At 45.4% G+C, this 25,996-nt stretch carries 25 protein-coding genes; 9 read left to right on the forward strand and 16 right to left on the reverse strand.

Translation table 11 applies throughout. The annotated features are described in order from the left end of the window. Positions 1 to 14: 14 nt before the first annotated feature. From ACXAD4_RS18485 to xsc, 7 genes are all read right to left on the reverse strand, one after another. The gene (locus tag ACXAD4_RS18485; protein ID WP_475243280.1) at positions 15 to 623 is read right to left on the reverse strand and encodes a TRAP transporter small permease; all 609 of its coding nucleotides are present in this window, start codon (positions 621 to 623) and stop codon (positions 15 to 17) included. Between the two features lie 122 nt (positions 624 to 745). Further along, positions 746 to 1,744, reverse strand: a complete 999-nt coding sequence (locus ACXAD4_RS18490) for a TRAP transporter substrate-binding protein (protein WP_475243281.1) — start codon at positions 1,742 to 1,744, stop codon at positions 746 to 748. A 181-nt stretch (positions 1,745 to 1,925) separates the two neighbouring features. Further along, complete coding sequence (locus ACXAD4_RS18495; RefSeq protein WP_475243283.1) at positions 1,926 to 3,389, reverse strand: NAD(P)/FAD-dependent oxidoreductase; 1,464 nt, start codon at positions 3,387 to 3,389, stop codon at positions 1,926 to 1,928. Positions 3,390 to 3,437: 48 nt separating this feature from the next. After that, positions 3,438 to 3,854 (reverse strand): nuclear transport factor 2 family protein, encoded by a 417-nt coding sequence (locus ACXAD4_RS18500; protein ID WP_475243284.1) that lies wholly within the window; start codon positions 3,852 to 3,854, stop codon positions 3,438 to 3,440. A gap of 309 nt (positions 3,855 to 4,163) precedes the next feature. Then, the gene (locus ACXAD4_RS18505) at positions 4,164 to 5,123 is read right to left on the reverse strand and encodes an FRG domain-containing protein (protein WP_475243286.1); all 960 of its coding nucleotides are present in this window, start codon (positions 5,121 to 5,123) and stop codon (positions 4,164 to 4,166) included. A gap of 15 nt (positions 5,124 to 5,138) precedes the next feature. Continuing rightward, entirely contained in the window at positions 5,139 to 6,176 is a 1,038-nt protein-coding gene (locus ACXAD4_RS18510) for a YeiH family protein (RefSeq protein WP_475243288.1), read from the reverse strand. 71 nt (positions 6,177 to 6,247) lie between these two features. Beyond that, the gene (gene xsc, locus ACXAD4_RS18515; protein WP_475243289.1) at positions 6,248 to 8,059 is read right to left on the reverse strand and encodes a sulfoacetaldehyde acetyltransferase; all 1,812 of its coding nucleotides are present in this window, start codon (positions 8,057 to 8,059) and stop codon (positions 6,248 to 6,250) included. 235 nt (positions 8,060 to 8,294) lie between these two features. On the opposite strand from xsc, the gene ACXAD4_RS18520 reads away from it, so the two are divergent. Continuing rightward, a complete protein-coding gene (locus tag ACXAD4_RS18520) occupies positions 8,295 to 9,278 on the forward strand; it encodes an AAA family ATPase (RefSeq protein ID WP_475243290.1) in 984 nt (327 codons plus the stop codon). Then, entirely contained in the window at positions 9,275 to 11,026 is a 1,752-nt protein-coding gene (locus tag ACXAD4_RS18525) for a cobaltochelatase CobT-related protein (protein WP_475243292.1), read from the forward strand. The genes ACXAD4_RS18520 and ACXAD4_RS18525 overlap by 4 nt, the downstream gene beginning before the upstream one ends. A 74-nt stretch (positions 11,027 to 11,100) precedes the next feature. Here the strand turns inward: ACXAD4_RS18525 and ACXAD4_RS18530 are convergent, their stop codons facing one another. Continuing rightward, on the reverse strand, positions 11,101 to 12,117 hold the full coding sequence (locus ACXAD4_RS18530) for a helix-turn-helix domain-containing protein (protein ID WP_475243294.1): 1,017 nt from the start codon (positions 12,115 to 12,117) through the stop codon (positions 11,101 to 11,103). 274 nt (positions 12,118 to 12,391) lie between these two features. On the opposite strand from ACXAD4_RS18530, the gene ACXAD4_RS18535 reads away from it, so the two are divergent. From ACXAD4_RS18535 to ACXAD4_RS18545, 3 genes are all read left to right on the forward strand, one after another. Beyond that, positions 12,392 to 13,519 carry an AI-2E family transporter gene (locus ACXAD4_RS18535; RefSeq protein ID WP_475245587.1) on the forward strand — a complete coding sequence of 376 codons (1,128 nt, stop codon included), beginning with the start codon at positions 12,392 to 12,394 and terminating at the stop codon, positions 13,517 to 13,519. A 70-nt stretch (positions 13,520 to 13,589) separates the two neighbouring features. Continuing rightward, entirely contained in the window at positions 13,590 to 14,651 is a 1,062-nt protein-coding gene (locus ACXAD4_RS18540) for an HlyD family secretion protein (protein WP_475243295.1), read from the forward strand. Positions 14,652 to 14,662: 11 nt separating this feature from the next. Continuing rightward, on the forward strand, positions 14,663 to 15,676 hold the full coding sequence (locus ACXAD4_RS18545; RefSeq protein WP_475243296.1) for a hypothetical protein: 1,014 nt from the start codon (positions 14,663 to 14,665) through the stop codon (positions 15,674 to 15,676). Between the two features lie 89 nt (positions 15,677 to 15,765). Here the strand turns inward: ACXAD4_RS18545 and ACXAD4_RS18550 are convergent, their stop codons facing one another. Beyond that, complete coding sequence (locus tag ACXAD4_RS18550) at positions 15,766 to 16,104, reverse strand: cytosolic protein (RefSeq protein ID WP_475243297.1); 339 nt, start codon at positions 16,102 to 16,104, stop codon at positions 15,766 to 15,768. Positions 16,105 to 16,386: 282 nt separating this feature from the next. Between ACXAD4_RS18550 and ACXAD4_RS18555 the strand changes: the two genes are divergently transcribed. The 3 genes from ACXAD4_RS18555 (at position 16,387) to ACXAD4_RS18565 (ending at position 18,135) form a co-directional block, all read left to right on the forward strand. Beyond that, a complete protein-coding gene (locus ACXAD4_RS18555; protein ID WP_475243299.1) occupies positions 16,387 to 16,881 on the forward strand; it encodes a YcxB family protein in 495 nt (164 codons plus the stop codon). Positions 16,882 to 16,988: 107 nt separating this feature from the next. Continuing rightward, positions 16,989 to 17,363 (forward strand): hypothetical protein, encoded by a 375-nt coding sequence (locus tag ACXAD4_RS18560; RefSeq protein WP_475243300.1) that lies wholly within the window; start codon positions 16,989 to 16,991, stop codon positions 17,361 to 17,363. Between the two features lie 91 nt (positions 17,364 to 17,454). Next, positions 17,455 to 18,135: a ribosome recycling factor family protein gene (locus tag ACXAD4_RS18565; RefSeq protein WP_475243301.1), complete on the forward strand. Its 681-nt coding sequence runs from the start codon at positions 17,455 to 17,457 to the stop codon at positions 18,133 to 18,135. 35 nt (positions 18,136 to 18,170) lie between these two features. Here ACXAD4_RS18565 and ACXAD4_RS18570 read toward each other — a convergent pair whose 3' ends face one another. Together ACXAD4_RS18570 and pta are read right to left on the reverse strand one after the other, a co-directional pair. Continuing rightward, positions 18,171 to 18,920, reverse strand: a complete 750-nt coding sequence (locus ACXAD4_RS18570; protein WP_475245588.1) for a sulfite exporter TauE/SafE family protein — start codon at positions 18,918 to 18,920, stop codon at positions 18,171 to 18,173. A 41-nt stretch (positions 18,921 to 18,961) separates the two neighbouring features. Further along, positions 18,962 to 19,966 (reverse strand): phosphate acetyltransferase, encoded by a 1,005-nt coding sequence (gene pta, locus ACXAD4_RS18575; protein WP_475243302.1) that lies wholly within the window; start codon positions 19,964 to 19,966, stop codon positions 18,962 to 18,964. 165 nt (positions 19,967 to 20,131) lie between these two features. Here pta and ACXAD4_RS18580 point away from each other — a divergent pair, with 165 nt between their 5' ends. Beyond that, the gene (locus ACXAD4_RS18580) at positions 20,132 to 20,941 is read left to right on the forward strand and encodes an IclR family transcriptional regulator (protein ID WP_475243303.1); all 810 of its coding nucleotides are present in this window, start codon (positions 20,132 to 20,134) and stop codon (positions 20,939 to 20,941) included. 80 nt (positions 20,942 to 21,021) lie between these two features. Here the strand turns inward: ACXAD4_RS18580 and ACXAD4_RS18585 are convergent, their stop codons facing one another. From ACXAD4_RS18585 to ACXAD4_RS18605, 5 genes are all read right to left on the reverse strand, one after another. Continuing rightward, the gene (locus ACXAD4_RS18585) at positions 21,022 to 21,912 is read right to left on the reverse strand and encodes a DMT family transporter (protein ID WP_317522878.1); all 891 of its coding nucleotides are present in this window, start codon (positions 21,910 to 21,912) and stop codon (positions 21,022 to 21,024) included. Between the two features lie 93 nt (positions 21,913 to 22,005). Beyond that, positions 22,006 to 22,833, reverse strand: a complete 828-nt coding sequence (locus tag ACXAD4_RS18590; RefSeq protein ID WP_475243305.1) for a sugar phosphate isomerase/epimerase family protein — start codon at positions 22,831 to 22,833, stop codon at positions 22,006 to 22,008. 526 nt (positions 22,834 to 23,359) lie between these two features. Further along, a complete protein-coding gene (locus ACXAD4_RS18595) occupies positions 23,360 to 24,199 on the reverse strand; it encodes a MurR/RpiR family transcriptional regulator (RefSeq protein WP_317522880.1) in 840 nt (279 codons plus the stop codon). A gap of 76 nt (positions 24,200 to 24,275) precedes the next feature. Beyond that, positions 24,276 to 25,103, reverse strand: a complete 828-nt coding sequence (locus tag ACXAD4_RS18600) for a class II fructose-bisphosphate aldolase (protein ID WP_475243306.1) — start codon at positions 25,101 to 25,103, stop codon at positions 24,276 to 24,278. 11 nt (positions 25,104 to 25,114) lie between these two features. Then, on the reverse strand, positions 25,115 to 25,984 hold the full coding sequence (locus tag ACXAD4_RS18605) for a 5-deoxy-glucuronate isomerase (RefSeq protein WP_317522882.1): 870 nt from the start codon (positions 25,982 to 25,984) through the stop codon (positions 25,115 to 25,117). Positions 25,985 to 25,996 lie beyond the last annotated feature (12 nt).

Below are 25,996 nucleotides of genomic sequence, written 5' to 3' on the forward strand. Positions count from 1 at the left end.
ATGGCCCCTATCCTTTAACCCGCCGTCTTTTGAACTTGATAGTCCTGTTTCTGGACCTGATGCTGGTGATTCTGAACTTGTTGATTCTGAGCTTGTAGCTTCTGAATTTTGTTGATTTCTTTAGTATCAGGGTCAACCGCTTCAACCCCTTTAAACAACCGCTCGTAGTTATTCCATAAAATACGGATAGTCATCAAAGTAAATGCGATTGGCAGGATCATATAGAAGTACTTCATCGGAATACCCGTGGTCTGTGACTTCCAGAACAGGTTCATCTTGTTAAAGACAAAATCGTAGCTGAGGTAGACAAAATAACCGTTGAATAACACCCAGAGTAAATCAGCAATGGTTTCGCATACGGTTTTGACAATAGGAGGGAAGAACTTGAAATGGAAACTTACCCTGTTGTGCGCAGACATTTTGGCTGCAACCACGGCTCCTAAATAAGCAAACCAAACGAACATATACGTCGCGACTTCATCTCCCCAAGGGATGGAATATTGGAAAAACTGGCGTAATAAAATCTGTGCAAACAGTAATAAAACGAATAAAGCCAATAATAAGCAGCAGGTGTACTCTTCAATATTATTCAGGTGCTTTTTTATAGTATGGATAACAGACATAAAGCCTCCGGCGTATCCCTGACACTTATTCTTGGTGTACATCAGGGGAAAATGGACTCATGCTTTGCCTTTAATACCTAAGTACATCAGAGCACCAAGCAAAGCATGAGTAATTCACTAAATTAACGTCCTAACAGTTTTAGGGTTTCATCTAGCTTTTCTTTGCCGCCGATACTGGTGTAGAACTTAGGCCAGACGGTTTTGGTCACTTTTTCAATCCACTCTTTCTCACCATTTGCCGGATCAGTGAATACCATCCCTTTAGACTCTAGATCTTTGCGGATCTTACCTTCTGTATCCTGCAGATAGGTGAAGCTGTGCTCAGTGGCCTCCTTGCCAGCCGCCAGAATATTGGCCTGCATTTCAGGAGACTGTTGCTGGAAAACCGATTCGCTCACAATAAGTGGTTCTAACGAGAAGATGTAGCGAATATTGGTCACGTATTTCTGGACTTCATCAAATTTCATCGCATATACAGTGATATACGGGTTATCCTGCCCATCGACAACACCTTGCTGCAGACCGGTGAAGGTTTCAGACCAAGCCATTGGGGTTGGGTTCACCCCCCATGCTTGATATGAGGCAATCATGATTTCATTTCGAGGAACACGGATAACTAGCCCTTTCAGATCTTCTGGTGATGCAACAGGACGTTTTGAGTTAGTCAGTACGCGAAAGCCTGAATAAGCCCAACCGATGATCCTTACCCCTGCATCACGAATGGTGTTATCAATTAACTCCTGACCGACTTCCCCTTGTGTCAACAGTTTCGCTTCGTCGGCACTTTGAATCACATATGGCATGGTGAGCAAACCCACCGTCGGTGAGAAAGGTGTCACGTTATTAATTGCCAGAATAGAAAAGTCCAATAAGCCAATAGCCGCGTTGTTTACCGTATCTTGCTCATTGCCCAATTGACCATTAGGGAATAAGTCGACTTTCACTTGCCCATTGGTTTTTTCATCCAGTAATTGGCTAAATGTTGTGCCTAATTCCCACTGCGTTCCACCAGCCGCATCACCGATCGCCATTTTGAAGTTTTTCGCGAGTACACTGGACGATGCAAACGCCATAGAGACAGCAGCAATTAGACTAACAATTTTCTTTTTCTGGAATTTCATAGTCGTGACCTTTTTTTTGTTTCGCATTATTCGCGTTATAGATAAAGGTGACCACGGTACAACGTACTGAGACATCCTGGTCGTGTTGTGTCTTGTTTGTATAGATCTGTGGTATAGCTCTGTTGTGTCGCTTATTTGGTATAGCTTTGTTATTTAGATCTTTTGTATAGCGTGAAAGGGTTTAAAGCACTTCGTCTTTAAGGTGATACCATCGATATAAAAACCGTTGTCCAAGCCGCCTAAATGGTGCAAAAGCTTCGGACTCGACCATCTCCTGAATATTGGGAAATGGCAATTTGGACTGGAAGATAGGCAGGTTCAGATCTTTACCTTCACCGGCAATCCATTGCGCCAACCGCTTACCCGCTTGGGCTGAATACATCACACCATTGCCGCCATATCCCAATGCATAATATATCGATTGATTAGCGTTCGGCTGGTAGATACGAGGCATCATATCGTGGCTGACATCCACCCATCCCCACCAGGAGTAATCGACTTGAATATTATTCAGAGCCGGAAACTTACGTGCCAAGTCAGCTTTTAACATGTCTTCGTATATTTTGTCTGGCGCGGACTTTCCTGTAATCGCACTACGGGTGCCGATTTGAACCCGATTATCTGGCAGTAAACGGTAGTAATGGCGTAGAACACGTGTATCAGTGATAACCTGATTGGTACGGAAATTACATGCTTCTATCTCTGACTCGGTCAGTGGCCGAGTGACCATTGAATTCGACAAAATTGGCAGCAGACGGTTTTTTAGTTGGCCGTGTAAACCCTGCGAGGTATAGCCTCCCGTTGCCACTCCAACAGCCCTAGCTTTTACTATGCCACCTGGCGTTTTCAGGTAGTGAATACCGTTTCGCGTTTCCCAGCCAATAACTGGGCTTGCAGGATGAACTGTCGCGCCCAACGCTCGGGCTTTCTTCAGGTAACCGAAGGCCAGTTTACCTGCATGGATGCCAATGCCTTCTGGTTCATGCATAGCACCAGCGGCTTCCTGATCGCCAACGAATTGTTTTTTAACTGTTTCTGCATCTAGAATTTGCGCGTCATAGTTAAAGGTTTGGCGCAGTAATTTTGCTTCTTTTTCTAGCGTTGGCATGACCTTGGCGCGATGAGCAACATAAAGATGGCCACCGGGTTGAGGCTCACAATCGATATCCTTAATCAGCCCCTTGAATGTTTCCATGCCGTCCAAACATTCTTCGTGCATACGGATTGCAGTATCTAATCCCCAACGTTGAATCCACTGGGAGCGTTTTAAACGCCCTGATGCACATTGCGCCTGCCCGCCGTTACGTGTACTGCATCCCCAACTTGCTCTATTGGCCTCTAGGACAGTCGCTTTGATACCGTACTGCTCAGCCAAATGAATTGCGGTTGTTAAACCGGTAAAGCCCGAACCGATAATCGCAACATCGACATCCACATCACTGAGGATTGGGCCGTCATCTGCTGGCGGCTCTCCTGCTGTGCCAACCCAATAAGTTGGGGCATATTCTGCGCCATGACCCGGTGTTTTTGCGACCAGGGGATCATACACCGGATCATAATTTTCTTTTGCAGCAGTTGCCTGCTCTGTTTGCTTATTGCTTGATTTATCGAGTACTACCCTTTCTTTCTCTACTGTTGAATCCATTTCAAGCTCCTTGGCCATGTTTAATTTAAGAAAGTTAAACTCAGGAACTTAATTGGAATTAAAGAAAGAAGGACGGTCTTTGCGGTACGCATTTTTTACTTTGATCTTGCCATCGACAAGGGTGAAGACATCGACCATACGCGCTTCGATACGGCTGCCATCAGGTTTAGTGGCGCAGAAAGTCGACTCCGAGACAGCTCGGTCACCACTGACGAAGTGCACACCATCAAGCCAAGCAGCATCCGGGAAGTTCTTCCAGACTTGCTGAAAGCTCTCTCTTACCGCGTCTCTGCCGTTGAAAGTATTACCTTGAAGCTCAGGGCCTGCAGCAGTGTGGAACGTACAATCGTCCGTCACAAATGTCATCAGGGCATCAATGTCATGGTTATTCCATGCTTGGCTGAATGCTTGTAAGAATTCGATGCTGACTTCATCGCGTTGCTTTTCTACAGACTGAGTATTCATTCTTATATCCTTATCGTTTTAAACATGGAACAGACAATTTCACCAGCCACAATGTTAAATTTCGGTTAACATATACCCGTACTAACATACCGTCAAATCATATTCTCAAATTCGAGACTTGGCGTTAGCTGGTTAATCTTCAAAGAATAATTTCAATTTTTCGCTTTTAACCCATACCACCAACTTAACAAATTGTTAACCTAAAGCTAGTTGTCGACCTTATCTCCGTCAACGTTAAATTCGAAAAATTGAGATGTTTTATTTCAAAAATCAATAAATGTGAGTTGCATCAACAATCAGTGCCAGGGATCAGTCAAAGTCAAAGTCACTGGTATAGGTGTGACGATATTGCTGGAACCCGCCTTTCATATCCCTTCTAGTTAATTCCTGTAGGGAATCACTTGAAGCGATGCTGTTAAGACCTATGTTCTCCGATGTCAGACTATCTAACGCTTTAGTTGGTGTAAGTGACCCCGTAGCATCGGAATGGTGGTAATCGACCAGGTTTGTTTCAAGCAAGGGTTCAGCAAGACTCACCCCACCACCGGTATACTCCTTAGTATCAGCAGGCGGTTGCTCAAAGAGCTTATTGATATGCAGACATAGCCCTGTTAAGTCTGGATAAATAAGCTGCTCATTAATCCCACACTTATCCAATTCCAGCAGTAAGTTTTCTTTTACTTCGGTAAAAATGGGTATTTCAAATAACTCATCACTATCACCAGCTTCTTTTTCAAATGGGGTAAAACGCTTATTGGCCAGCTCGTCATTCACTGAAGGGTGCAAGCTATACCAATTGCTTTGAGCCTTGATCCTCGCGTAGGAGACTGGCGGTTGAAATACCTTGGTTTCTGAGACTTCAAAAGGGTCTCCAGCCATATTCTGTTGCTGCCTTGCATTGGCTTTCAGAACATAGACATGGGGCTGATTACCGGGCGATTGGCAAGCAAACCACAGTGCGACCAAAGGATTGCTAGTCCAGTCCAGTAACCTGGTCTTTAACCCATGATGGTGGGCTTCAGACATGATATGCCAGTAGTCAGTTTTTTGAGTGTTGAGTTTGTTTTTCCCCAAGCGATAGAAGCAATCGAGCATATCTTTCTCTTGGGCAATGGTGGATATGGTCTCCGCACCTCTAGCTATCGAAGGTATTAGTGATTTCCGCTTATTGGGTTGGCCCCTGAATAAAAGAAACTCTTCACCGTTTGTTATTTCATCAATAAGCGCTAAGTATTTCGTAATAGAGCCAATGTAAGGCAGAGAATTCATACTCTTTCTCCAAAATTAAAAAATCATCCGTCCCAAGTACACGACAACTAACATGTATGCGGCGATAAACAGTGCATTCCCCATTAACAACGCGATGGGCTTCCAACCTAATTCAGACAGTTTTTCAAATGAGGTTTTTACCCCTAAAGCAGCTATTGAGATAACCAAACACCACTTGGATATATCTGAACTCATCTCAGCCGCAACCGGAGGGATCCAGCCAAGGCTATTCACAACAACAAGCCCAATAAACACCAATAAGAAAAAAGGAACCAATGGTTGCTTGCCAGCTTCATCATTTCCACTCGCCTGTCTTGCTGAGCGGAACCAGAAAGCAAACACCACCACAACCGGCATCAACATCGCGACCCTAAACATCTTGGCTAACGTCGCAGAATCCCCGACTTCTGGTGAAATCATAAATCCAGCCCCTACCACTTGGGCGACATCGTGAATTGATCCACCGAGAAACAGCCCAGCTTCAGATCGACTCAGCTCAAGTACTGTTACCACCAGCGGATAAAGCACCATGGCGATTGTTGAAAACGCTGCGACGCCAATGGCCGTCAACAAGGTGTAATGTTCGTTTTCCCGGTTCTGTGGCAAAGTAGAAGAAATTGCCATCGCTGCCGATATTCCACATATTCCTGTTGCTCCGCCCGACAGTATTCCGAGCATCGAAGGCAAACGAAGCAGCTTTGCCAACATCAAACTAAAGCCAATCGTCAGCACTACGGCACCAGCCAACGCCGTTACTCCTAGAGCTCCAATAGCATGCACATCACTGATAGCAATTCGAACGCCTAACAATGCCACGCCTACTCGTACCAACTTCTTGGCCGACACCTCTATACCTGGCAGGCATTTAGGGTTATCAGATAAAAAATGAAACGAGATACCAATTAACAGTGCGTAGAGAAAAGTAGGTCCTCCATATTGAGCCGAGACAAAAGATGCAGCAGCAGCAATCACAACGCACAGCATTAAACCTGGAACAAGCTCGTTCAAACCGGTCAGAAATGGTTTTGGTAGTTTTAACGTGCGCTCGGTCATGTAGCACCTCCACGTCAGGTATAAAGTAAGCCCAACTCTTACTGCTGGTCAGGCTCCAAGTTGACTCGCAATTACACGTAGTCTTTATACTTGTCGAGGAAACGCACAGGCTTCGATAGCGCGTCACGACGGAACGGGTCGCCTAGTTCTTGAGTACACATGATTTCGATAATGGTGGTCTTGCCTTCGTTCATCTGCATATCGATAGCTTTTTGCAGTGCAGGGCCGACATCCTCTAAGCGGTCTACCGTGATACCTTCAGCGCCCATGGCACGTCCAATTTCCGCAAAGCTCTGGTTATCCAGTTCACCAGCTACAAAGCGACGGTTATAGAAATCAACTTGGTTCTTCTTCTCAGCTCCCCACTGGCGATTGTGGAACACCACTGCCGTCACTGGAATGTTATGGCGCACACAGGTCATGGTTTCCATCAAGCTCATTCCCCATGCCCCATCACCGGCATAAGAAATGGCTGGACGATGCGGCGCGGCAACTTTGGCCCCGATAATGGTTGGGAAAGCGTAACCACAATTACCAAAACTCATGGCTGCGAAGAAACTACGTGGCTTTTCGAAACGCAGATAACTATTGGCAATGGAGTTGATATTACCGATATCAGTCGACACCATCACATCTTCAGGCATGGCTTTTTCAAGCTCACGCAGCACCTGACGAGGATGCAGGTATTCACCACCAGAGAAGGGTTTTTCCTGAGCATTTTGCTCAATCATATCCAGGCTGAATGGGTCACGCTCATGAGTCCACTCATCCAGCTCTTTCTCCCAGATTTCCTTCTCTGCTTGAACCTTGTTGAAGCGCTCATCTTTCGTTGCATCACATGCCAGACTTCTGCCTTCAAGGCGCTCTGCTAATGCAACAGCTGAAGCCTTGGCGTCACCACAAATGCCGACCGAGATCTTCTTAACCAAGCCAAGCATCTTGTGATCGGCGTCGATTTGAATAATCTTGGCGTCCTTCGGCCAGTACTCCATACCATGCTGCGGCAAGGTACCGAATGGACCAAGACGTGAACCCAGTGCAATCACCACATCCGCTTGAGAAATCAGCTTCATGGCCGCTTTTGAGCCTTGATAGCCAAGAGGACCACACCATAGAGGATGGCTTGCTGGGAACGAGTCATTATGTAAGTAGCTGTTTACCACAGGCGCGCCCAGACGCTCAGCCAGTGCTTTACACTCTTCAACCGCATCGGCCATTACCACACCGCCACCAGAAATAATGACCGGGAATTTTGCTTCAGCCAGAAGATCTGCGGCATCATTTAGGCTCTGATCACCACCTGGCCCACGGTCAAGACGGGCAGGTTTCGGAATCTCACACGTCACTTCTCCGTAGAAGTAGTCACGCGGGATATTCAGCTGGGTTGGCCCCATTTCACTCATCGCACGATCGAAACATCGGCCGGTATATTCCGCCATGCGTGAAGGGTGTGTTACATGACCTTGGTACTTAGTGAACTCCTGGAACATCGGTAACTGATTACATTCCTGGAATCCTCCCAGCCCCATCGTAGTTGTGCCTGTTTCCGGCGTGACAATAACAACCGGACTGTGCGCCCAATAGGCTGCTGCAATAGCGGTCACACAGTTACTGATCCCTGGTCCATTCTGACCGATCACCACACCGTGGTTACCTGACACGCGTGAGAAACCGTCTGCCATATGCGCTGCACCCTGCTCATGTACCACAGGAATCAATCGAATACCGGCTGGCGCGAAGATGTCCATCGCATCCATAAAGGCTGAGCCCATAATGCCGAACATATCTGTCACCCCATTGGCAACCATAGTTTCAACAAAGGCCTCTGATGGGGTCATTTTTGTTGGGCCAGTTACAACTGTACGTGCATCTTGTTCGCTCATTCTATGTATCTCCTTGATGATGGACATTCCAACTTAATGAAACTTTTTGTCTCGATATTTCGAATTCATGTAAACACTAGACGCTCAACTTTTAGCCGTCAACAAAAAATTAACAATCGATACAATTTATTCCATTTTTTGATACGAGAGCATCAATTTCATCATTAGGTGGTTTCGAAATGTCTTATCGTGGAAAACAATGAAATGCCGATGAGTAGAGATAAAAGGAAGTGACATGGTGGATTTTGCGATAACTAAACCCGATATGATGGTTTCTGTTAGGGAAGTATTTGGGATTGAGACTGATCTGCGCGTACCTGCTTTTTGCACTCGCGACGATCACGTACCAGAAATTGATCACGCCTACCGGTTTAACCCCGAAGTGACTCTGGCAATTCTGGCTGGGTTTGCCCAAGACCGCAGAACCATGATCCAAGGCATGCACGGAACGGGAAAATCAACCCACATCGAACAGGTGGCAGCACGACTTAACTGGCCTTGTGTCAGGGTTAATTTAGATGGCCACTTAAGCCGGTTGGATTTGGTAGGCAAAGATACCATCGTGATCCGAGACGGTAAGCAAGTTACCGAGTTTCAAGAAGGGATTGTTCCTTGGTCGCTGCAACGCCCAGTAGCACTTATCTTTGATGAATATGACGCAGGACGGCCCGATGTCATGTTCGTGATCCAACGGATCTTGGAAAGAGATGGTAAGTTCACTCTGCTCGATCAGAACAAAGTCATTCACCCACACAGTGCCTTTCGGTTATTCGCGACTTCCAACACCGTTGGTCTCGGCAATCTATCTGGCTTGTATCATGGCACCCAAACCTTAAACCATGCCCAGATTGACCGCTGGAATATTGTCGCGACACTAAACTACCTTCCTCCAGAAGAAGAGGCCGCTATTGTCTTATCTCGCGTGCCCGGCAAAGACAGTGAGAGTGGAAGAAAATTAATAAACCAGATGGTGACTATGGCTGGCCTAACCCGAAAAGGTTTCGCTGCTGGCGATATCTCAACTTTGATGTCACCACGTACCGTAATTACTTGGGCAGAGAACTGTGAAATATTCAATAACCCCGCCCTTGCCTTCCGTTTATCGTTTCTCAATAAATGTGATGATTTCGAGCGCCCAATCATCGCCGAATACTACCAGCGGTGCTTTAACAAAGAGCTTGATGGGTCTTGGCTAGTCCATGCAGGAGCCGCACAATGAAACCTGATCCTACAACTAATCAACGAGAGCGACATAAAAGCCAGCAATTGCTTGAAGCCTCTGGCAGAGCATTGAGTGAGGAGTTAACACTTCATTATCGCGGAGAGTCTCTCTATATCGATAATGAGTTTATTCCAGTTTACGCCGCCCATCTTCGAAATGCCTCTATACCAGATAAAGACAACATTATTGAAAAACGTGGCAAGATCGATGCGATCTCCATGCGTATACGCCATTCGGATTCAGCACTTCATAAACAGCTCCATTCACAAATAGGTTCTGACGCTCCCATCACACGACTCCTGTTCGAAGCCTTAGAGCAATTAAGATGCGAAAGTTACTTGTGTGATGATCATTTAAAGAAAACTCTACCCGGTGTGTGCGCCAATGTTGAACACAATTTCACCGAATGGTCGAAGCAGTTTTATCAGTCCGGTTTGGCTGATACCCACATTGGTCTGCTGTTATTTACCGTCGTGCAGATTGCTCGTTCACGCCTAAATGCCCAAGCTATCAATGAATCTTTCGAGGATTTCATCGAAGCAACGCGAGCTGGCATTGTGCCAATAATTGGCGAAGATTTGGCGGGATTAAGGCGACATCGCCGCAACCAACAGGCTTACGCTAATCATGCTATATCGCTAGGTTCAGCAATAAGCGAGATGATTGAGTCCGAGCAGACTCAAACTGACTCAACAGATGCATCAAAGGTCGATCAGACCAAGTCAGCACTGTCCTTTTTGCTCAATTTCGATCAGGGTGATGAAATACCTATGGCGACCGCACAAAGTGGCCAAAGTAAGGTGTTCAATGACAATCACGACTCTTACCGGATCTTTACTACCCAATATGATCGCGAAATACAGGCATCGAAACTGGTCCGAAAGGCATTGCTCACGACTTTGCGTGAAGAGCTTGATGAACGTATCCAGCAACAAGGGATTAATATCAAACAGCTATCAAGGCAACTTTCAGCCTTGCTGTCATCCCCTCAGCGTGACGGTTGGCTTTATGGAGAAGAAGACGGATATATAGATGGTAGACGTCTCAGCCAGCTAGTCAGTTCACCCAATGAAAACCGCATATTTTGTCACGAATATTACCGGCCTATTCCAAATAGCATTGTCAGCTTTCTCATCGACTGTTCGGGATCAATGCGCGAGCACATCAATCCCATCACTATGTTGATAGACACTCTGGTTAAAGCGCTCGGCCTCGCTGGCATCAACAGTGAAGTATTGGGCTTTACCACAAATAGTTGGAACGGTGGGAAAGCGTATACTGACTGGCTGAAGCAACGAAAACCGGCCTATCCCGGCCGATTGAATGAAAGTTGCCACATTATATTCAAACCAGCAGAAAGCCATTGGCGTCATACTCGCAAAGATATTGCTGCACTGTTGAAAGCAGACTTGTTCAAAGAAGGGATAGATGGCGAAGCAGTATTATGGGCCTGCAAGCGACTGACTCAGCGCGAAGAACCTAGAAAAATCTTGTTTGTGATATCCGACGGTTGCCCTATGGATACCGCTACCAACCTTGCCAATGACAAGTTTTATTTGGATAACCACCTCAAGCAGGTTATTGCCCACTATCATGCCAACCGAGAAGTCGAAATTATAGGGCTCGGTGTAGGGTTAGATCTCAGTCCCTATTACCGCCAAAGCCTGGCATTGGATTTCAATGAGTCTTCGATTCAACAAAACATCAATGAAATTATTGCCTTGCTATCGAAGCAAAGCAGGTAATCCCAAAGATTCATTTCATTACAAAAATCAAGCTGAAAAAAGGGGCTGATGGCTCAGACTGAGCCTTGGGTTATTTAGCAAGCATTGTCTCCCATTAATATTGATTTCTGATACTTTTGAGGGCTTAGACCACTCACTCGTTTAAATGCACGGGAGAATTGAGATAAATCAGCATAGGAAAGCTGAATAGCGATTTGTGTTAAAGGAAAACCTTCCGTCATCATTTCAACTGCACTTGTAAACATAAGGCTATCTTTCAATGCTCTGAATGTAGTACCTTCATCGCCTAATCTACGTTGTAACGTTCGAGTTGACATATTTAATATTTCTGCCGCATTTTTTACTGTCAAATCCAAATCTTTGGCATAAGGGTACAACGCAGTAAACACTTTGTCGGTAAAGCTGGAGTGCCAATTAGAGTCTAGCAGCGGCTTATCTAAGACCTTTGAGGGTAAAGATAACCGCGTTTCCATGATTTCTTCTTCAAGGTATATCTCTATCTGGGAATGATTAACAAAGTATTGGCAGGTGGCAGAAATCATTCCTCTATGATGTTCAACATCTAAAGATTGCACCTTAATCCTAGATGGTTGCCAATCGGTTCGAGACAAAGCACGAATCAGCTCTACGATATAGCAAATTGCATACACTTCTGACCATACGAACGCTGAAGTTTCTTCGGACTTTCTTTTAATCCAATACCAATGCTCACCATACTTTACATCCAACCCAACATTAACGTTGGTTGAATCATAAAGATAGATATTACCTGTCTGCAACAGTGCCTCTCTCACCGTCTTACAATGCCTGAACTCTCCAATCAATCTTTGAACAGAGTTGCGCTGAAGAGCCGTCTTCACCAACTGACGAAATTGCTCGGTTTCTAACTTGTTACCCAGTAAAGACAAAAGCTTTTTCACGGAATCATGAGGTATGAACTCTTCACCCAGTTCCATCAATTGGGAGGGGAACCCTGCCTCTCTAATTATTGGATGTGGGTCATATCCCAAATTTATATATCCTTTAAGCAGGTACTGCGCATAACCACACTTAATCAAAGGGACCATGGTTTTGATATTTGGTTCTCGCATTCTCATTAATCCAACTCAAAGGCATCAATAGACAAATCGAAACAAAGAAATTTGCTTGGCGCAAAATGACAAACTGATTGGCATAGAAGATTTATCATTTAAAGAATAGTTAGTTATGTTGTTAATTAAGATTCTGAATTTGTTATAAATGTAGACTATTTTACTCATTGAAACCACACAGGATTATTCTACGTTAATAAAAGCATTAGCACGTTTGAAGGTAGGGTATCTGATAAGGAGGTTACAAGGGAACGTCACATTTACTTAAGGACTAATCATGAAAAATAATGAAGATCTAGAAGCGGTACTTTCTAAGGCTTTTACCAAGTCTTTGATTCGATTTTCAACATTGGCATTCATCATTATTGTTTGTTGTTGGGCGTTTCTACCTTTTCTGCCTATCTTGCTTTGGGCTCTTGTGCTTGCTATCGCACTCTACCCTATACGCCTGTTTATCGAGAAGAAAACGAAATGGACGGCAACAAGAAGTTCGACGGCTATTGCCCTTATCGGTGTATTGATACTAGGTGTACCAACGGCTTTAGTAGGCAATGCGTTTGCCACTAATATCCTTCTCGCCTTTGATGCCTATGAAGCAGGAACGCTCGTTGTGCCAACCCCTGCAGACAGCGTTAAAGATTGGCCGGTAATCGGTACAAATCTCCATGAAGCATGGAAAGAAGCCGCTACGGACTTCCCAAGCTTTGTCGAACAGCGCCAACCTCAAATTAAGGGGATTCTAAATTGGTTTGTTGAAACAGCAAGTGGCGCGGCGAAGAGTGTGTTCCTTCTTATCGGTGCAATCATTATCGCAGGTATCATGCTCGCTTGGGCTCAACCGGCAGCGGCATCGATTAAGAAAATTTTCACCAGTTTCTCGGATGAACAGCGCGGTGATGAGCTACATACGCTAACTACAGCAACGATTCGCCAAGTGGCAATCGGGATCATCGGTATTGCGTTTTTGACGGCATTAATTTTCGGCCTAACGGTTAATTTTGCTTCCGTACCTGCGGCTCCGCTGCTTACGATTGTGGCACTTGTTTTTGCTATCTGTCAGATACCCGTCACTCTTGTTGCGACTGTTGCTTCAGTACTCCTATGGTCTGGAAACGACACCTCCGCATTACACAATACAATTTTCACAGTACTGATGATTGCTGCGAGTTTGACCGATAATTTCTTGAAACCTCTGGTACTCGGTCGAGGGTTAGCCGTTCCAATGCCTGTGGTATTGATCGGTGCGATTGGCGGTATGATGTCGGGTGGCATACTTGGTATGTTCATCGGTGCAGCATTCTTAGCGGCAGGCTACCAAGTATTTATGGCATGGGTCGCGACAGAGAACAACAGTGCAACCCACTCAGTCCTAGAGCAAATAGAAACAAGCTCTGAAGGATAGCTATTGATGAGAGTGGTGACACAGTTTACCCCCTCTTCCCTCCCAAACTCGAATACAGTGATTTTGTTAAATGGACAGATTTGTAAAGATCTTAGCATGTCTCACCGTCGTAATTTTCCTTTGGTATGTCGTCGCTGATAGGTCGACTCCATTCACCTCAAATGCGAGAGTTAAAGCGGTCGTCACCCCTGTCATTCCAAAGGTTAGCGGCACCATCATCGATGTACAGGCCGTGAATACGGAAGCAGTTCAAGCTGGCTCATTGCTCGCCCGTATTGACCCACGCCCCTTCGAGCTTATCGTCGAAAGAAGAAGAGCGGAACTCGAACTCGCCACACAAGATGTCGGAGCCTCTTCTTCAGAGGTAGAACGAGCGCAAGCCCAGTTAGCCCGTACGCTAGCAAGTCTTGAAAGCGTAAAGGTTCAAACCGCCCGATGGCTCGAACTGGAACGAAAGAAGTTAATTCCAAAAGCAAAAGCGGATGAAGCAAGAGCAAACCTTTCTGATGCGCAAAGCGCGGTTGATATCGCCCGTGCCGAGTACAACAGTGCAGCATCACGTTTAGGAAGCGATGGTGAAGATAATCCAAAGGTACGCTCAGCATTAGTTAATCTCGCCGAGGCAGAACTCGAGTTGACCTATACCGAGCTAAGAGCCCCCTCTGATGGTGGTGTGGTAAACCTATCAGTAGCTGCAGGTGCTCAGGCGCAAGCGGGTCAGCCGATCATGACCTTCATCGACGGAAGAGATATTTGGATCGAAGCGTACATGACTGAGAATAACGTTGGGAAAATCGCCCCTGGCGACTCTGTCAGTGTCGTGCTTGATACCCACCCAGGCAGAGTATTTGAAGGTCAGGTTGAAAGCGTTGTCTCTGCCGCTTTTCACGATAATCTCGGTGCTGATGGGCTACCGAACCCTAGTACAAAAGCCAATTGGTTGAGAGAGCCACAACGTTTCCCTGTGCGAATTGTTTTGACCAACTATCGTTCTGCTAATTCCGAAGACGATGTGAAATTGTTCCTCAATGGCCAAGCTGATGTCGTTATTTATACAGGCGACAACGTCATTATGAATACGCTAGGAGCGGCATACATTAGAGTCATGTCTCTCTTCAGCTTCTTATATTAATAGGTCGAGCGATGTTGCTATCAGATCCAAAATTAAGATATGGGTTGCGTGTTACTCTGACCCCTTGGTTTGTATTTGTCTCTGGATTAGTGATTGGTTGGAAACTCTCCTTTGTCGGTGCAGTACTAACCAGCTTGTTCATTCTGAGCCCAAAGCCTGTACCAGTAAAGTACGCTCTAAAGCTGATCGTGGTTGCCTACATTTACATGATTGGGTCTTGGTATCTATTTGCGACGATGCGGCTATACCCAAGTGCAACGCTGCTCGCCGTTATTATTGCTGTATCTCTCTCATATAAATTACTGGTGGTTAAGAAAGATATACTCACCGTTGTGATGGCGCTTCTTGGTGCATTGTTGATCCCACTGTTGATGAAATCCAATCCGAATATCGCCTGGGATTTAGCCATCTGGCTACCTCATAACCTTGTTATTGCTTGGGTTGTCAGTAGCGCCGTTTTCTATTTACTTCCTCCTGATGATGCGACATCCACGCCAAAGCCTCCATCTGGTTTTGATGAATCAAGACGATGGCTTAGACTAAGTGTTGCCTTTTTACCATTCGTAGCCTTTGCATTTATCACGGACAATGTCAGTGCGTTCACTCTTACCTACCTTGCTGTACAAATTACTCAGTTTGCCGCAAGTTCGAGTAACAGCTCAAGCATGATAAAGGACGCAATGATCGGAAATATTATTGGTGGGTTGATGGCTGTGATCGTGTATGAAATCGCGGTCATCGCACCTTTCTTGCCACTTCTCGCGCTCACATTATTAATTGGCTATGCCCTTCTATCACAACAATTGTTGAAAGGATGTGCGCTTGCACCGACCGCCATGACAGCTTTTACGGTGGTATGCGGTGTGTCTCTCGGGCCCATTATGGACGATGCAGAAGGGAAGATCTTTGTCCGGCTCACTCAGGTAGCTTTTTCGATGGCTTATATATTTGTCGCCATGCTTGTTATCGACCGATTCATTTCTGAGAAAAAAACTAACGAAAAAAATTCCTGCAACCCTAATTGACCAACAATACTGAAATGGAGGCCATTATGAGGAATCAGCCATCAAAGTTGGATATCACAATTCGCTGACTTCAACTTACTGAATAATTTTCAGTCCATTCGGGTAATAAAGGTTTGCTCGTCATCCACAAAAGCCACAAAGCCGCCGTGATAGATAAACACCCGACCACGCCCCTCAACAAGGCAGGCAAGCTGTGGGTTCAAATCTTCTTCGTTATCCTGGCTTTGAAAAGTGCCGGTATCGGTGATTACGCCGCTGAGTGTAGGCAAATATCCATAAGTGCGCTTGGCTTGATCAATCAGGTTCAATTCGCTGGCGGTAGAGAAGCACAAGGGGATCGCACCGGCTTCTTCGATAAATATAGTTTTCAGTTCTTCAAAAGCTGTAATCACCAGCCAGTCGATGCCGTTAACATGATGGATAAACATAGAGTATCTCGGTAATTCTGATGCGGAGATTTTATCACTATCTGGGGAGAACGTAGTAGAGATTTAGTTGCCAAAGGCGGTAATTCTGTGCCATTTCCAGACATTCACTAGGCCAACTTGGCTAGCAAGCTGGCTATTGTTAGAGCAGACCCTGTCAGTATTATTGTTTTACAAAAGAAAAACAAAACAGCTAAAGAAAAGCACTAAGAAGCTATACAATACATGAGCTGCGTAGTCGCAGCATGGGATACTCATTCACAGAAAGCCTCAAAGTAGCCAGATATGTCCAAAGATTTTGATTTCACCACAGAATACACCCTCGACAAGACCTTTTTTGCAGAGTGTTATGATCAAACTAGCAGCCCTACTGAATTTCCAAAATCCTATTTAAAAGCAATACTATTTCTTCTTTTTGGGGTGGTTTTAGTAAAATTTGAGCTACTACCCAACAATTACGTTGGTTGGTTCTTTATTGTTCTGAGTGTTATTGAAGTGCTCAGTGTTTATTTTAAGAGAACCTGGTGGTTGTGGCGACAAACACTCAGTTCAAGCTCTGGCAGCAAAGTGGGATTTCAGGTCGGCTCTACAGGTGTGAGTTATACAAGAGGTAATAAAACTCATCACATTGCCTGGAATGAAATAGACCAACTTCAACAAAGTGAATTAGGTTTAATCCTTCACATTGGTAAACAGCGCCAATATGTCAGTAAGTCTTGCTTAAATGATGAAGTGATCGCGTTCATGGTAGAGCAGCACGCAGTTTCAAAAAGAAGCTAATTACAATGCACGCAAGATAGAGGTAATGAAACGAAGACAGTTCGGCCTTTCATTTTGCATGAAAATCAGCATAATCTCGCTATACGATACTCAATGAAGAATTACCCATGACTACTTTTCAATATTTCTTTCATCAACTTCCTTGTTTTAACTGTAAAAAAACCAAAGTGAGCACGGATCTTGGCTGGTTAACGCCAGCGATGAAAGAAGAAGCAATCGCGCAAGTGACTACGATTATCGAGCAAGGCAAAGTTGAACCAGATCTTTCGGTTAACGTGACTTGTACTAAAGAAGAAGCGCGTGATTACTTGTTGCTGAACTTCTTTGGTTACCCAGAAGAAGAGCTAGCAAATCAAGTTGAAGCGGAAGATGAGCAAGAAGTCGCTGATGAAATCGCAGAGCTATTTGCCGAAGGTAACGAAACGGCAGTATTTGAGCACGAAATCGCACTGCAAAGCTGCACTGATTGCGACGTTGATTAAGCGTCCAAACACGCTTAATCATTAAGATTAAAGAGAGCATCACACATAAGATGATGTTCTCTTTAAAGCATTTACTGAACGTCAGCGATTTATGATGAAGCCGAGCATTTCAATCAACCTGCCCTCCCTGGCCCATAAAATCACAACCACTGGTATTTCAGAAATAAATTCAGTTATCTCGCCGTACAATTGCACTATTAAACGGATTCGCCGCAGCCGAAATTACGCCCTTATCGGCACATATAGCGATCTGGTATCGATAAAAGCTGAACTAGGCCAACTTGTTGACGCCAAGAACTGTTTGAAATGGCAGCGAGTCTACCAAAGCTACCTGAATGGGCTGGATCAACTGGGTGAAGAAAGTGAATCGGCAACGTATGAAATAAAGAACGTCAGTGCTTCTCTTGGTAAAGCAGATCGCAGCTTCTTACTTGAGAAACTGACAGAAATTGGTATTGATACCAAACGCAAAGCGAACCAAAGGCATCTCGAACTTTCTGGAGCACTAGCGAAGTTAAACGCTCTACAGTCAGTACTACAAGATACTTCCAGCGAAGCATTAGCGACTATCGGAAAGTCAATTAACAAGCGTCTTGCAAAACATCACGATATCGAGGATATAGGTTACGATTTCGGTAAAACAGAACAACCGCGCGCACTCCTCTCCTACGTTATTGATAACCCAGCCATTACCGTTGCCGAGCTGTGCTTTCTCACAAACTGCTCAACAGCAGACGCCAGAAAAGCGTTGGATGACTACTTCGAACTCTAGTTTTCTAGCGTTCAATAAACCCTGCGAAAATCGTGTCACTTCAAGGCCGACAAGATCAAATAGATCCCAATGGCCATCAGCAAACCAAACACAATCCGTCGCATTGTTTCAGCGCTAAAAGGAGGGGGAAATCGACGTCCCAAATAAGTCGTTAACGTCACTATTGGCAATGAAACAGCAGTCAGGAGCACTATTTCAGTATTCAACTGGCCTTGTACCCCGACAAACACGCTACGCGATACCGATGTACAGGCAAACACCACCAGTAGCATGTTGCGGATCGTAGTAATATCAAATGGCTGACGGTAGAACTGATACACCAAGGGTGGCCCTGCCATACCAAACAGCCCTCCGGTTAAACCAGAGCTAAAACCACTAACAAAAAAACTGGTATTGCCCGATCGTTCAGCTCGAACCGCAGGCCGTAACATAAAATTCAACCCACTATAAACAATCATTACGCCAACAAGACATTGCAACACACTGGCTGCCGAATGACTCAGGTACTCCAATAACACCACACCAGCCACAACACCGGGCAATACGCCGATGACTACCAGCCGAACAGATTTCCATTCGACGAGCTTCGTCGAGCCCGGCAGTGCAAAAGCACAATTAGCCAGTGTAACCAAACTGACCACCGCAGCCATAATAGCCACCGAGGTCAACTCAAATGCTGTTGCTGCCCCGATAACAATAATCCCAAGTCCGAAGCCAGTGACGGTCTGGAAGTATGTGCCAACCATAATAATCGCTAGCAATATAACCATTTTATCCAACGTCATGGCACCTAGAGCAATACTGTCTAATGTAATACTGTCCAATGCTATTTCTGTCCCTGCTGTGCTTGAACCACGGTAACCGAAATAACATGATAGATATCATCGATACTGCAGCCACGAGAGAGATCGTTAGCAGGTTTAGCTAACCCTTGAAGCAATGGTCCAATCGCAACGGCTCCACCTACCCGCTCTGCTAACTTATAACCAATGTTGCCTGCTTCCAAGTTAGGGAACACCAGGACATTTGACTGCCCTTTTACCTTAGAATCAGGGAGCTTACGCTGGGCAATTTCTGCGACAATCGCAGCATCGAGCTGGACATCGTTATCAATCGCCAAATCAGGCGCTTGTTTTTTAACCCTTTGCGATGCGGCAACGACTTTATCAACCGCAATATGCTTGGCGCTACCATTGGTAGAAAAAGACAACATGGCGACTTTCGGCTCTTCCATCAGCAAACTACGCGCACTGGCTGCAGCGGAAAGGGCAATATCCGCAAGTTGATCTTCATCTGGATCCACCACCAAACCACAGTCAGAAAAGATCATCCCACCTTTCAAATGATGAAACGGCTGACACAGCATCATAAGGAAAAAGCTCGAGACTAATTTGGAACCCTTCGCCATTCCGATCAGCTGAATTGCGTTCCTAACGACATCGCCTGTGGTGTGAACGGCACCGGCAACAGAACCATCCGCTAAACCATGCTTGACCATTAAGTTGGCAAAACAAAGGGGCTTAAGCACCTCCAGCTTTGCCTGCTCTTGTGTCATGCCTTTCTTGGCACGCATTTCGTAAAGAGAGGCCGCAAATGGACCGGTTAATCCTGACGCTTTAGGATCGATGATCTCCATACCATCGATATCTATTCCTTTTTCTCTGGCAACCATTTGAATCTTATCCTGATTCCCAACCAAGAGAATGTCAGCGATGCCTTGCTGGTAGGTCATTTGGGCAGCCGCCAACACACGGTCATCTTCTGCTTCACACAATACGATACGCTTAGGCTGCTTTTGGGCCTGTTCAATTATTCGGTGGATTGCTTTCATGAGTCTGCCTTCACTGGCCTCAAAAACAACAAATAATGAGACAATTCATTCCAAAAGTTGATATTTGAATAAATATTAACCATCATATTTTATATCGTCAACGTAAATTCAAATAATTGGAAAAATTCATAGTATTATGAAGAAAGGTATTAAATGGATATAACAATGACTGCTATCGTGAAAGAGCCTATGGAACAAACACGTATAGAGGGCGACACCCCAACCTTACGCCTTTTTTCCCTGTTGGAAGTGATTGCCGGAAAGGACGAATTTTTCTCATTACAGAGCCTGGTTGAAGAAACCGGCTTACCCAAACCCACTCTCCATCGCATGCTGCAACAACTTGAAACTGCCGGGATCATCCAACGTGATGGCGACGACCGCCACTACAGCTCGGGGGTTCGACTTCGTAATCTTGCTGAAAAACTCTTACTAAACAGCACAACTCACAGTGCTCGACACGCTGTATTGACGCAATTAAAAGAAGAAGTCGGAGAAAGCTGTAACCTTACCGCTTTGTCGGGTGGAGAAATTATCTATGTCGATCGGGTAGAAACAGAAGCTCCACTTCGATTTTACCTACACCCGGGCTCTCGGGTTCCAGTGCATTGCTCGGCAACAGGCAAATTGTTCCTGGCCAACATGAGCCCATCCCAGCGCCGCCGTCTTCTTAAAAATGTACCCCTGACCCAATATACCGAAAAAACCATTATCGACTTTGACAAGCTAGATGATGAATTGGATTTAGTAAAAGCCAATGGTTATGCCATCGACAATGAAGAGTTCTTACCAGGGCTGTTTTGTGTCGCAGTATTGGTACCATCAGAGCGAGGCCGCTCAAACCTAGGTATCGCTATCCAAGCACCCATTATGCGTCTAAAACCCGAGCAGGCTCTGCACTTCCTTCCTGCCCTGCAACGTGCCGCTAATGCACTTGCCAAAATCGAAGCAGAAAGCTGGGCCGAAGCTATGTAACCGATGACGATATTCAGCTCATAAAAAAACAGGCTTGCAAATGCAAGCCTGTTTCGTTTCATCTATGGGTATAAATATGTTTACGCCGCTTTTTTGGTGATAAACCCAATCACATGACCGAGACCACGATAAGTAAACAAAGCCAACAGGATCATCAAACACCCGGCTAGCTTATTGGCTGGCATTTCTTCGGCATACCAAATCACGCTTAAGATAACCGTCCACACTGGTTCCAAGATCATAATGATCGCTGCATTTGCGGCTGTGCTGTGCTTTTGCCCCATCGTCTGCATAACATAACGCAAACTGGTTGCAACCAGCATACTTAAGGTGAACCAACCCCATGTCGTCATGCTGACTGACTCAGGCCAGGTTTCAAAAAGTAATGAAGCAATCAACCCCATACAACCAATGCTGAACAGCTGGAGACAAGTTAGTAGCAATGTTGGAATTTTGCGAGCGTACTGGCTGTTGAAATTAAAATGAACCGCCAACATTACAGCCGAAGCCATAAACCATAACTGGCTCGAAGACATCTGCCAGCCATTGCCACCGCCCAGTGATAGCATCAATAGACCTGCAAAGGCGATAGGTAATGCCAACCAGAATGTCCGAGGGGGTTTTGCCTTGAATAATGGCCAAGCTATTAAAGGGACGAACAGCATGGACAAGCTCATAATAAATGCGCCTTCGCCCAAGGTTTCACTCACGGAAATAGCATGGATCCAAAGCAAGATCGCCGTACCTAAGATGCACCCTACCCCTAGGGCTTTTGGGATAACGGATTTGTCGACTTTCTTGATATCAGAAAAGCAAAATACCAGCAGACACAAAGAGGCCAACACAAAACGTAGGCCAATAAAACCAAAAGCCGGCAGCCCTTGGATAGCTTCTTTCGAAAATATCCAACCGGCTGCCGCCAACATTGTTGTTGCGACTAATATTAAATCTGCACGGCGCTCAAGGTTCATTCTTAAACGTCTCCCATTTCGGTAGCGCGCAGAAAATAACAACAAATTACATTCAACGTATTATTCCAAAAATTAGCCGCTATTCCTTGCCGGCTATTTCACTAATGCTTTCATCCCGTTCAGCATTTTTTCTGCCACTTCATAATGGTCGTGTTCCCACAATTGGTCATTGAGGAATTCGCCAGAGAAGAAGCCGTCATATCCTGTCTGAAGCAAGGCATCTACCCACTCTTGCATCGGGATATCACCTTCACCGATGTAGAAACCGCGCAGCTCTCTTTCATCAACCCAAGGCTGGCCTTCTGCCGGGCGTTTACCATCAGATAGGTGAACATTGTAAATCAATGACTTGTCAACTTGAGAGATCTGCTCAAGGGTAGCACCGCGGCATGCCCACAGGTGCCATGTATCTAAAACGAAACCAAAATTATCACGCCCTACCGCATCGAGCAATCGATAGTAGTCTTCTAGCGTGGCAATTGGTGTCCATGCGGCACCCTCATACTGGAATCGGATACCATGCTCACGGCCAATATCGGCGATAGAACGGATGTTTTTAGCCGTTAGTTGGATGTTATCTTCGGTACTGAAGGCATTTAAGCTTTCAAAGGCATTAAGCTGAATAGTCGGGGCGCCAATATCCTTAGCAAAACGACATAAAACCTCTGCCTCTTTGAATACGCGCTGTTGTTCTTCTTTGGTTGCCGCTTCCACCCCGCCGATAATATCAATTGCTGACGGAGTAATATTGGCCGCATCAAGTCTTGCCTTAAATTCTTCACTGGTAAAACCAGCGTTAATATAGCGCCATAATTTCTCAGTATGTATTTCTAAACCCTGGTAACCCGTTTCTTTTGCCAAACGAATATCAGAAAGAATATTACTGTGAAGCGAACACATTCCATGAAGAGCAAAACGCATTTTCAATCCTTATCGACAACAAATGCCGTGCAATGAAGTTCCTAGGTGCCACGTCGAAGCACCTACCCAAATGAGAGGTTTAGCTGAAATTATTTATCTAGGTTTTAACTTGTTTTATACCTAAGTACCTTCAAACGTCACTCTGATTTCAAAGATACCTATACCCAAGTTACCTCATGATGCAGGATTCAGAGGGTTGTCAACGCATTCAATGCAAGGCGAAGATTTGCAGGAATGGCATTCCCTTTCAAAAAACTTCAACGAAGGAGTGAATGTGATGACACCCTCCCGAAGGGCGAGTTTTCTAAGCTTCTATCCTGCGTTATTGTTTCTTGATTTAGAGCCACTAGATCTTCAAAACAATGCCTTGTCTATAAGTTTATAAATTCTCGCTGAACCTGCATCTTGAAGTAGCTTGGGTATATATAGGTAACCAAGTTATTTTTGTTATTTTTATAACCTGGTTACTCAATTTAAAAAAAGTGATTTAAGTTAATTCAGTACCATTTATTTCACGGCGACTTAATTAACTGTCCTTTACTTCCTGGCACATCAAGCTAACCGCCAGTGTTTGTGCCAGATAAAGCGAGCTACTCAGTGAACGGAAGCCCATGATCTCACCTTCCTGAACTTCGAAGCACACTTCCATTTTACTGCCCTGTGAAGTCATCTGATTATCGGTAATCGCGACAATTGGCACCTTCTTTTCAAACGCAGTATCAATCAGACTGCTGGTTTCTGGCGCATAAGGGCTGAATGTGACAGTGATCAGTACATCCTTTTCATTCATACGGCGCGTCATTGGTGACAACATACCACCATGATCATCAAGCAACACCACATTGTTGTCTGACTTCATAAGGGCATACCAGAGATAGAAAGCAACGGGATACGCGCGGCGCATACCCTGAATGTAAATAGTTTCTGCCCCATCGAGTAAACTCACCGCTCTTTCAAGCTTTTGCGGAGAAACAGACATTTGCAGCTGTTCCATCGCTTCAATATTGGCTTGGCCAAAATCTTGGAAGATAGCCATTGGTGAGTCTTGGCTCACTTCTTCAGTTTCTCGCGCTTTTTTTACACGCTCGAGATAATCCCGCGGACGATTCAAATACTGATCACGGAACAACGACTGCATTGAACTAAAGCCTGAATAGCCCATCGCATTCGAAAACCGGCTCAGTGTAGACAAAGGAACATTGGCCTGTTCAGCAATGGTTGCCATTGTTTCGACCGCGACCAACATCGGCTGGGCCATCACAAAATCAGCTACCTGTTGTAGTCGCCCACTTAGACTGTCGTATCGCTTTACAATAAGCTCACGCAGCGTATCTAAGTCAGCTGGTACTTGTTCTTCAACATCCATAATTGGCCGCTCTCCTGCCCGAAAGCACTACTACAAAATAAGAATACCTCAAGTGCTTAACACCTGAGGCTATAGTTTATGATAATAATTCAAAGTTGCGAATCGCTTCTTCCTTCACGAAAGGCATCGCCTTCTTCATAAAGTAAATACGATCAAACTTTTGTGGTTCCGCGTTCATAAAATCGCGCAAGTTATGACCCAAAGCCTGACGCAGACATGTTCCGATATTGAACTTGGACACACGAGTACGCTTTAGTACTTCCATATCTTCATCACGGATCCCACTAGTACCATGAATAACCAAAGGAATATCTACCACATTCGCAATACGATCTAAACGACCGAAATCAATAGTACATGTAGGTTCGGTCAATCGGTGTACGTTTCCGACTGAAATGGCGACACAATCAGCGCCACTTTCTTTGGCAAAACGCAGCGCGTCTTCCGGCTCGGTATAAATCGACTTGATATGATCCCGGCCTTCATCGTATGGCACAGAGCCAATCTCACCTTCTACTGATGCACCCAATGCATGGGCCACATCTGCAACGGCACGAGTACGAGCGATGTTCTCATCAAGCGGCAGCTGAGAGCCATCAAACATGACTGAGCTAAACCCTGCCTTCAGTGCACGGTATACGACATCTTCCTCATAAGTGTGATCAAGATGCAGGCAAACCGGCACTGTGCTGTTGTGGGCCAATGGCAGTAACATCGCCGCTGCCGTCTCTACCCCATAGAAGTCAGCGACATCTTTGTTGCAAGCAAGGATTACCGGCTTATTCACCGCTTCAGCAGCTTCAACCACTGCACAAGCATCTTCATAGCCAAACACGTTAAAGCAAGGCACGGCGTAATCCGACGCGGCAGCTTGAGGCAACAGTTCTTTTAAATTGACGAGCATATTGCCCCTCCTTATTTGAACTTGGCAATCATGTCCTTGATGCCAGGGATCGTCTCTACTTGGTATTCATGGTGAGGGTCGAAGTGCTGAATTAGCGACTTCTCTGTTTTGCCCACAATGATGGTGAAGTAGTACATTTCATAGCCCGGCGCTGCGACACTTGGGTGGTAGCCTTTGTCGATAGCAATCACAGAGCCTGTGCGCACGTGGTAAACCGGACCAAAGTCATCTTCATGCTCGTAAAGGAACTGGGCACCGAAGCCAAAGTCTGGGTTGAAACGGAACTGGTACACTTCTTCGTAAAGTGTCTCTTTGCTGCCATCAGGCTTAACGCGGTCTTCATCATGCTTGTGAGGAGGGAAGCCCGACCAACCACCGGCACCAACAGTGAAAAGCTCACTAACTAGCAGGCGGCCTCGGTTGTCTGCATTTGACTGACCTAATACGTGTTTGATCTTACGATGAGTTTTAGTGTCATCAGAGCCGTACTGAACAATATCAACATTCTCTTCACGGACACAGAATGGTTCCAGCGACTGTTCGAACTTACCGCCAGCAATCATGACATCTGCCGTATCGCTAACACAGTCAACGGTTGCGCTGTAGCCAAGCGGTACATACACAGCTTCCGGGTTACCGTCCCATACTGACTTACGCTTACCGATATTATCGAAAACTTCGGTCTTTTCACCATTGGTCACTGTGATTGAACAGGTACCGCCAGCCAGAACGATGACAGATTCATAACCTTCAACAACGTGCTGGTGCTGCTCACCTTGAGCTAAACGAACTTGGTTGAAATAGCACAGTGGTGTCACTTCATCGTTAACATCGATAATTGGTTGGTTTTTATTGTCAAATGGTGGGATATGCTTGCCCATGTTTCTCTCTCC

The organism is Photobacterium sp. AWH4_225 (assembly GCF_056158405.1).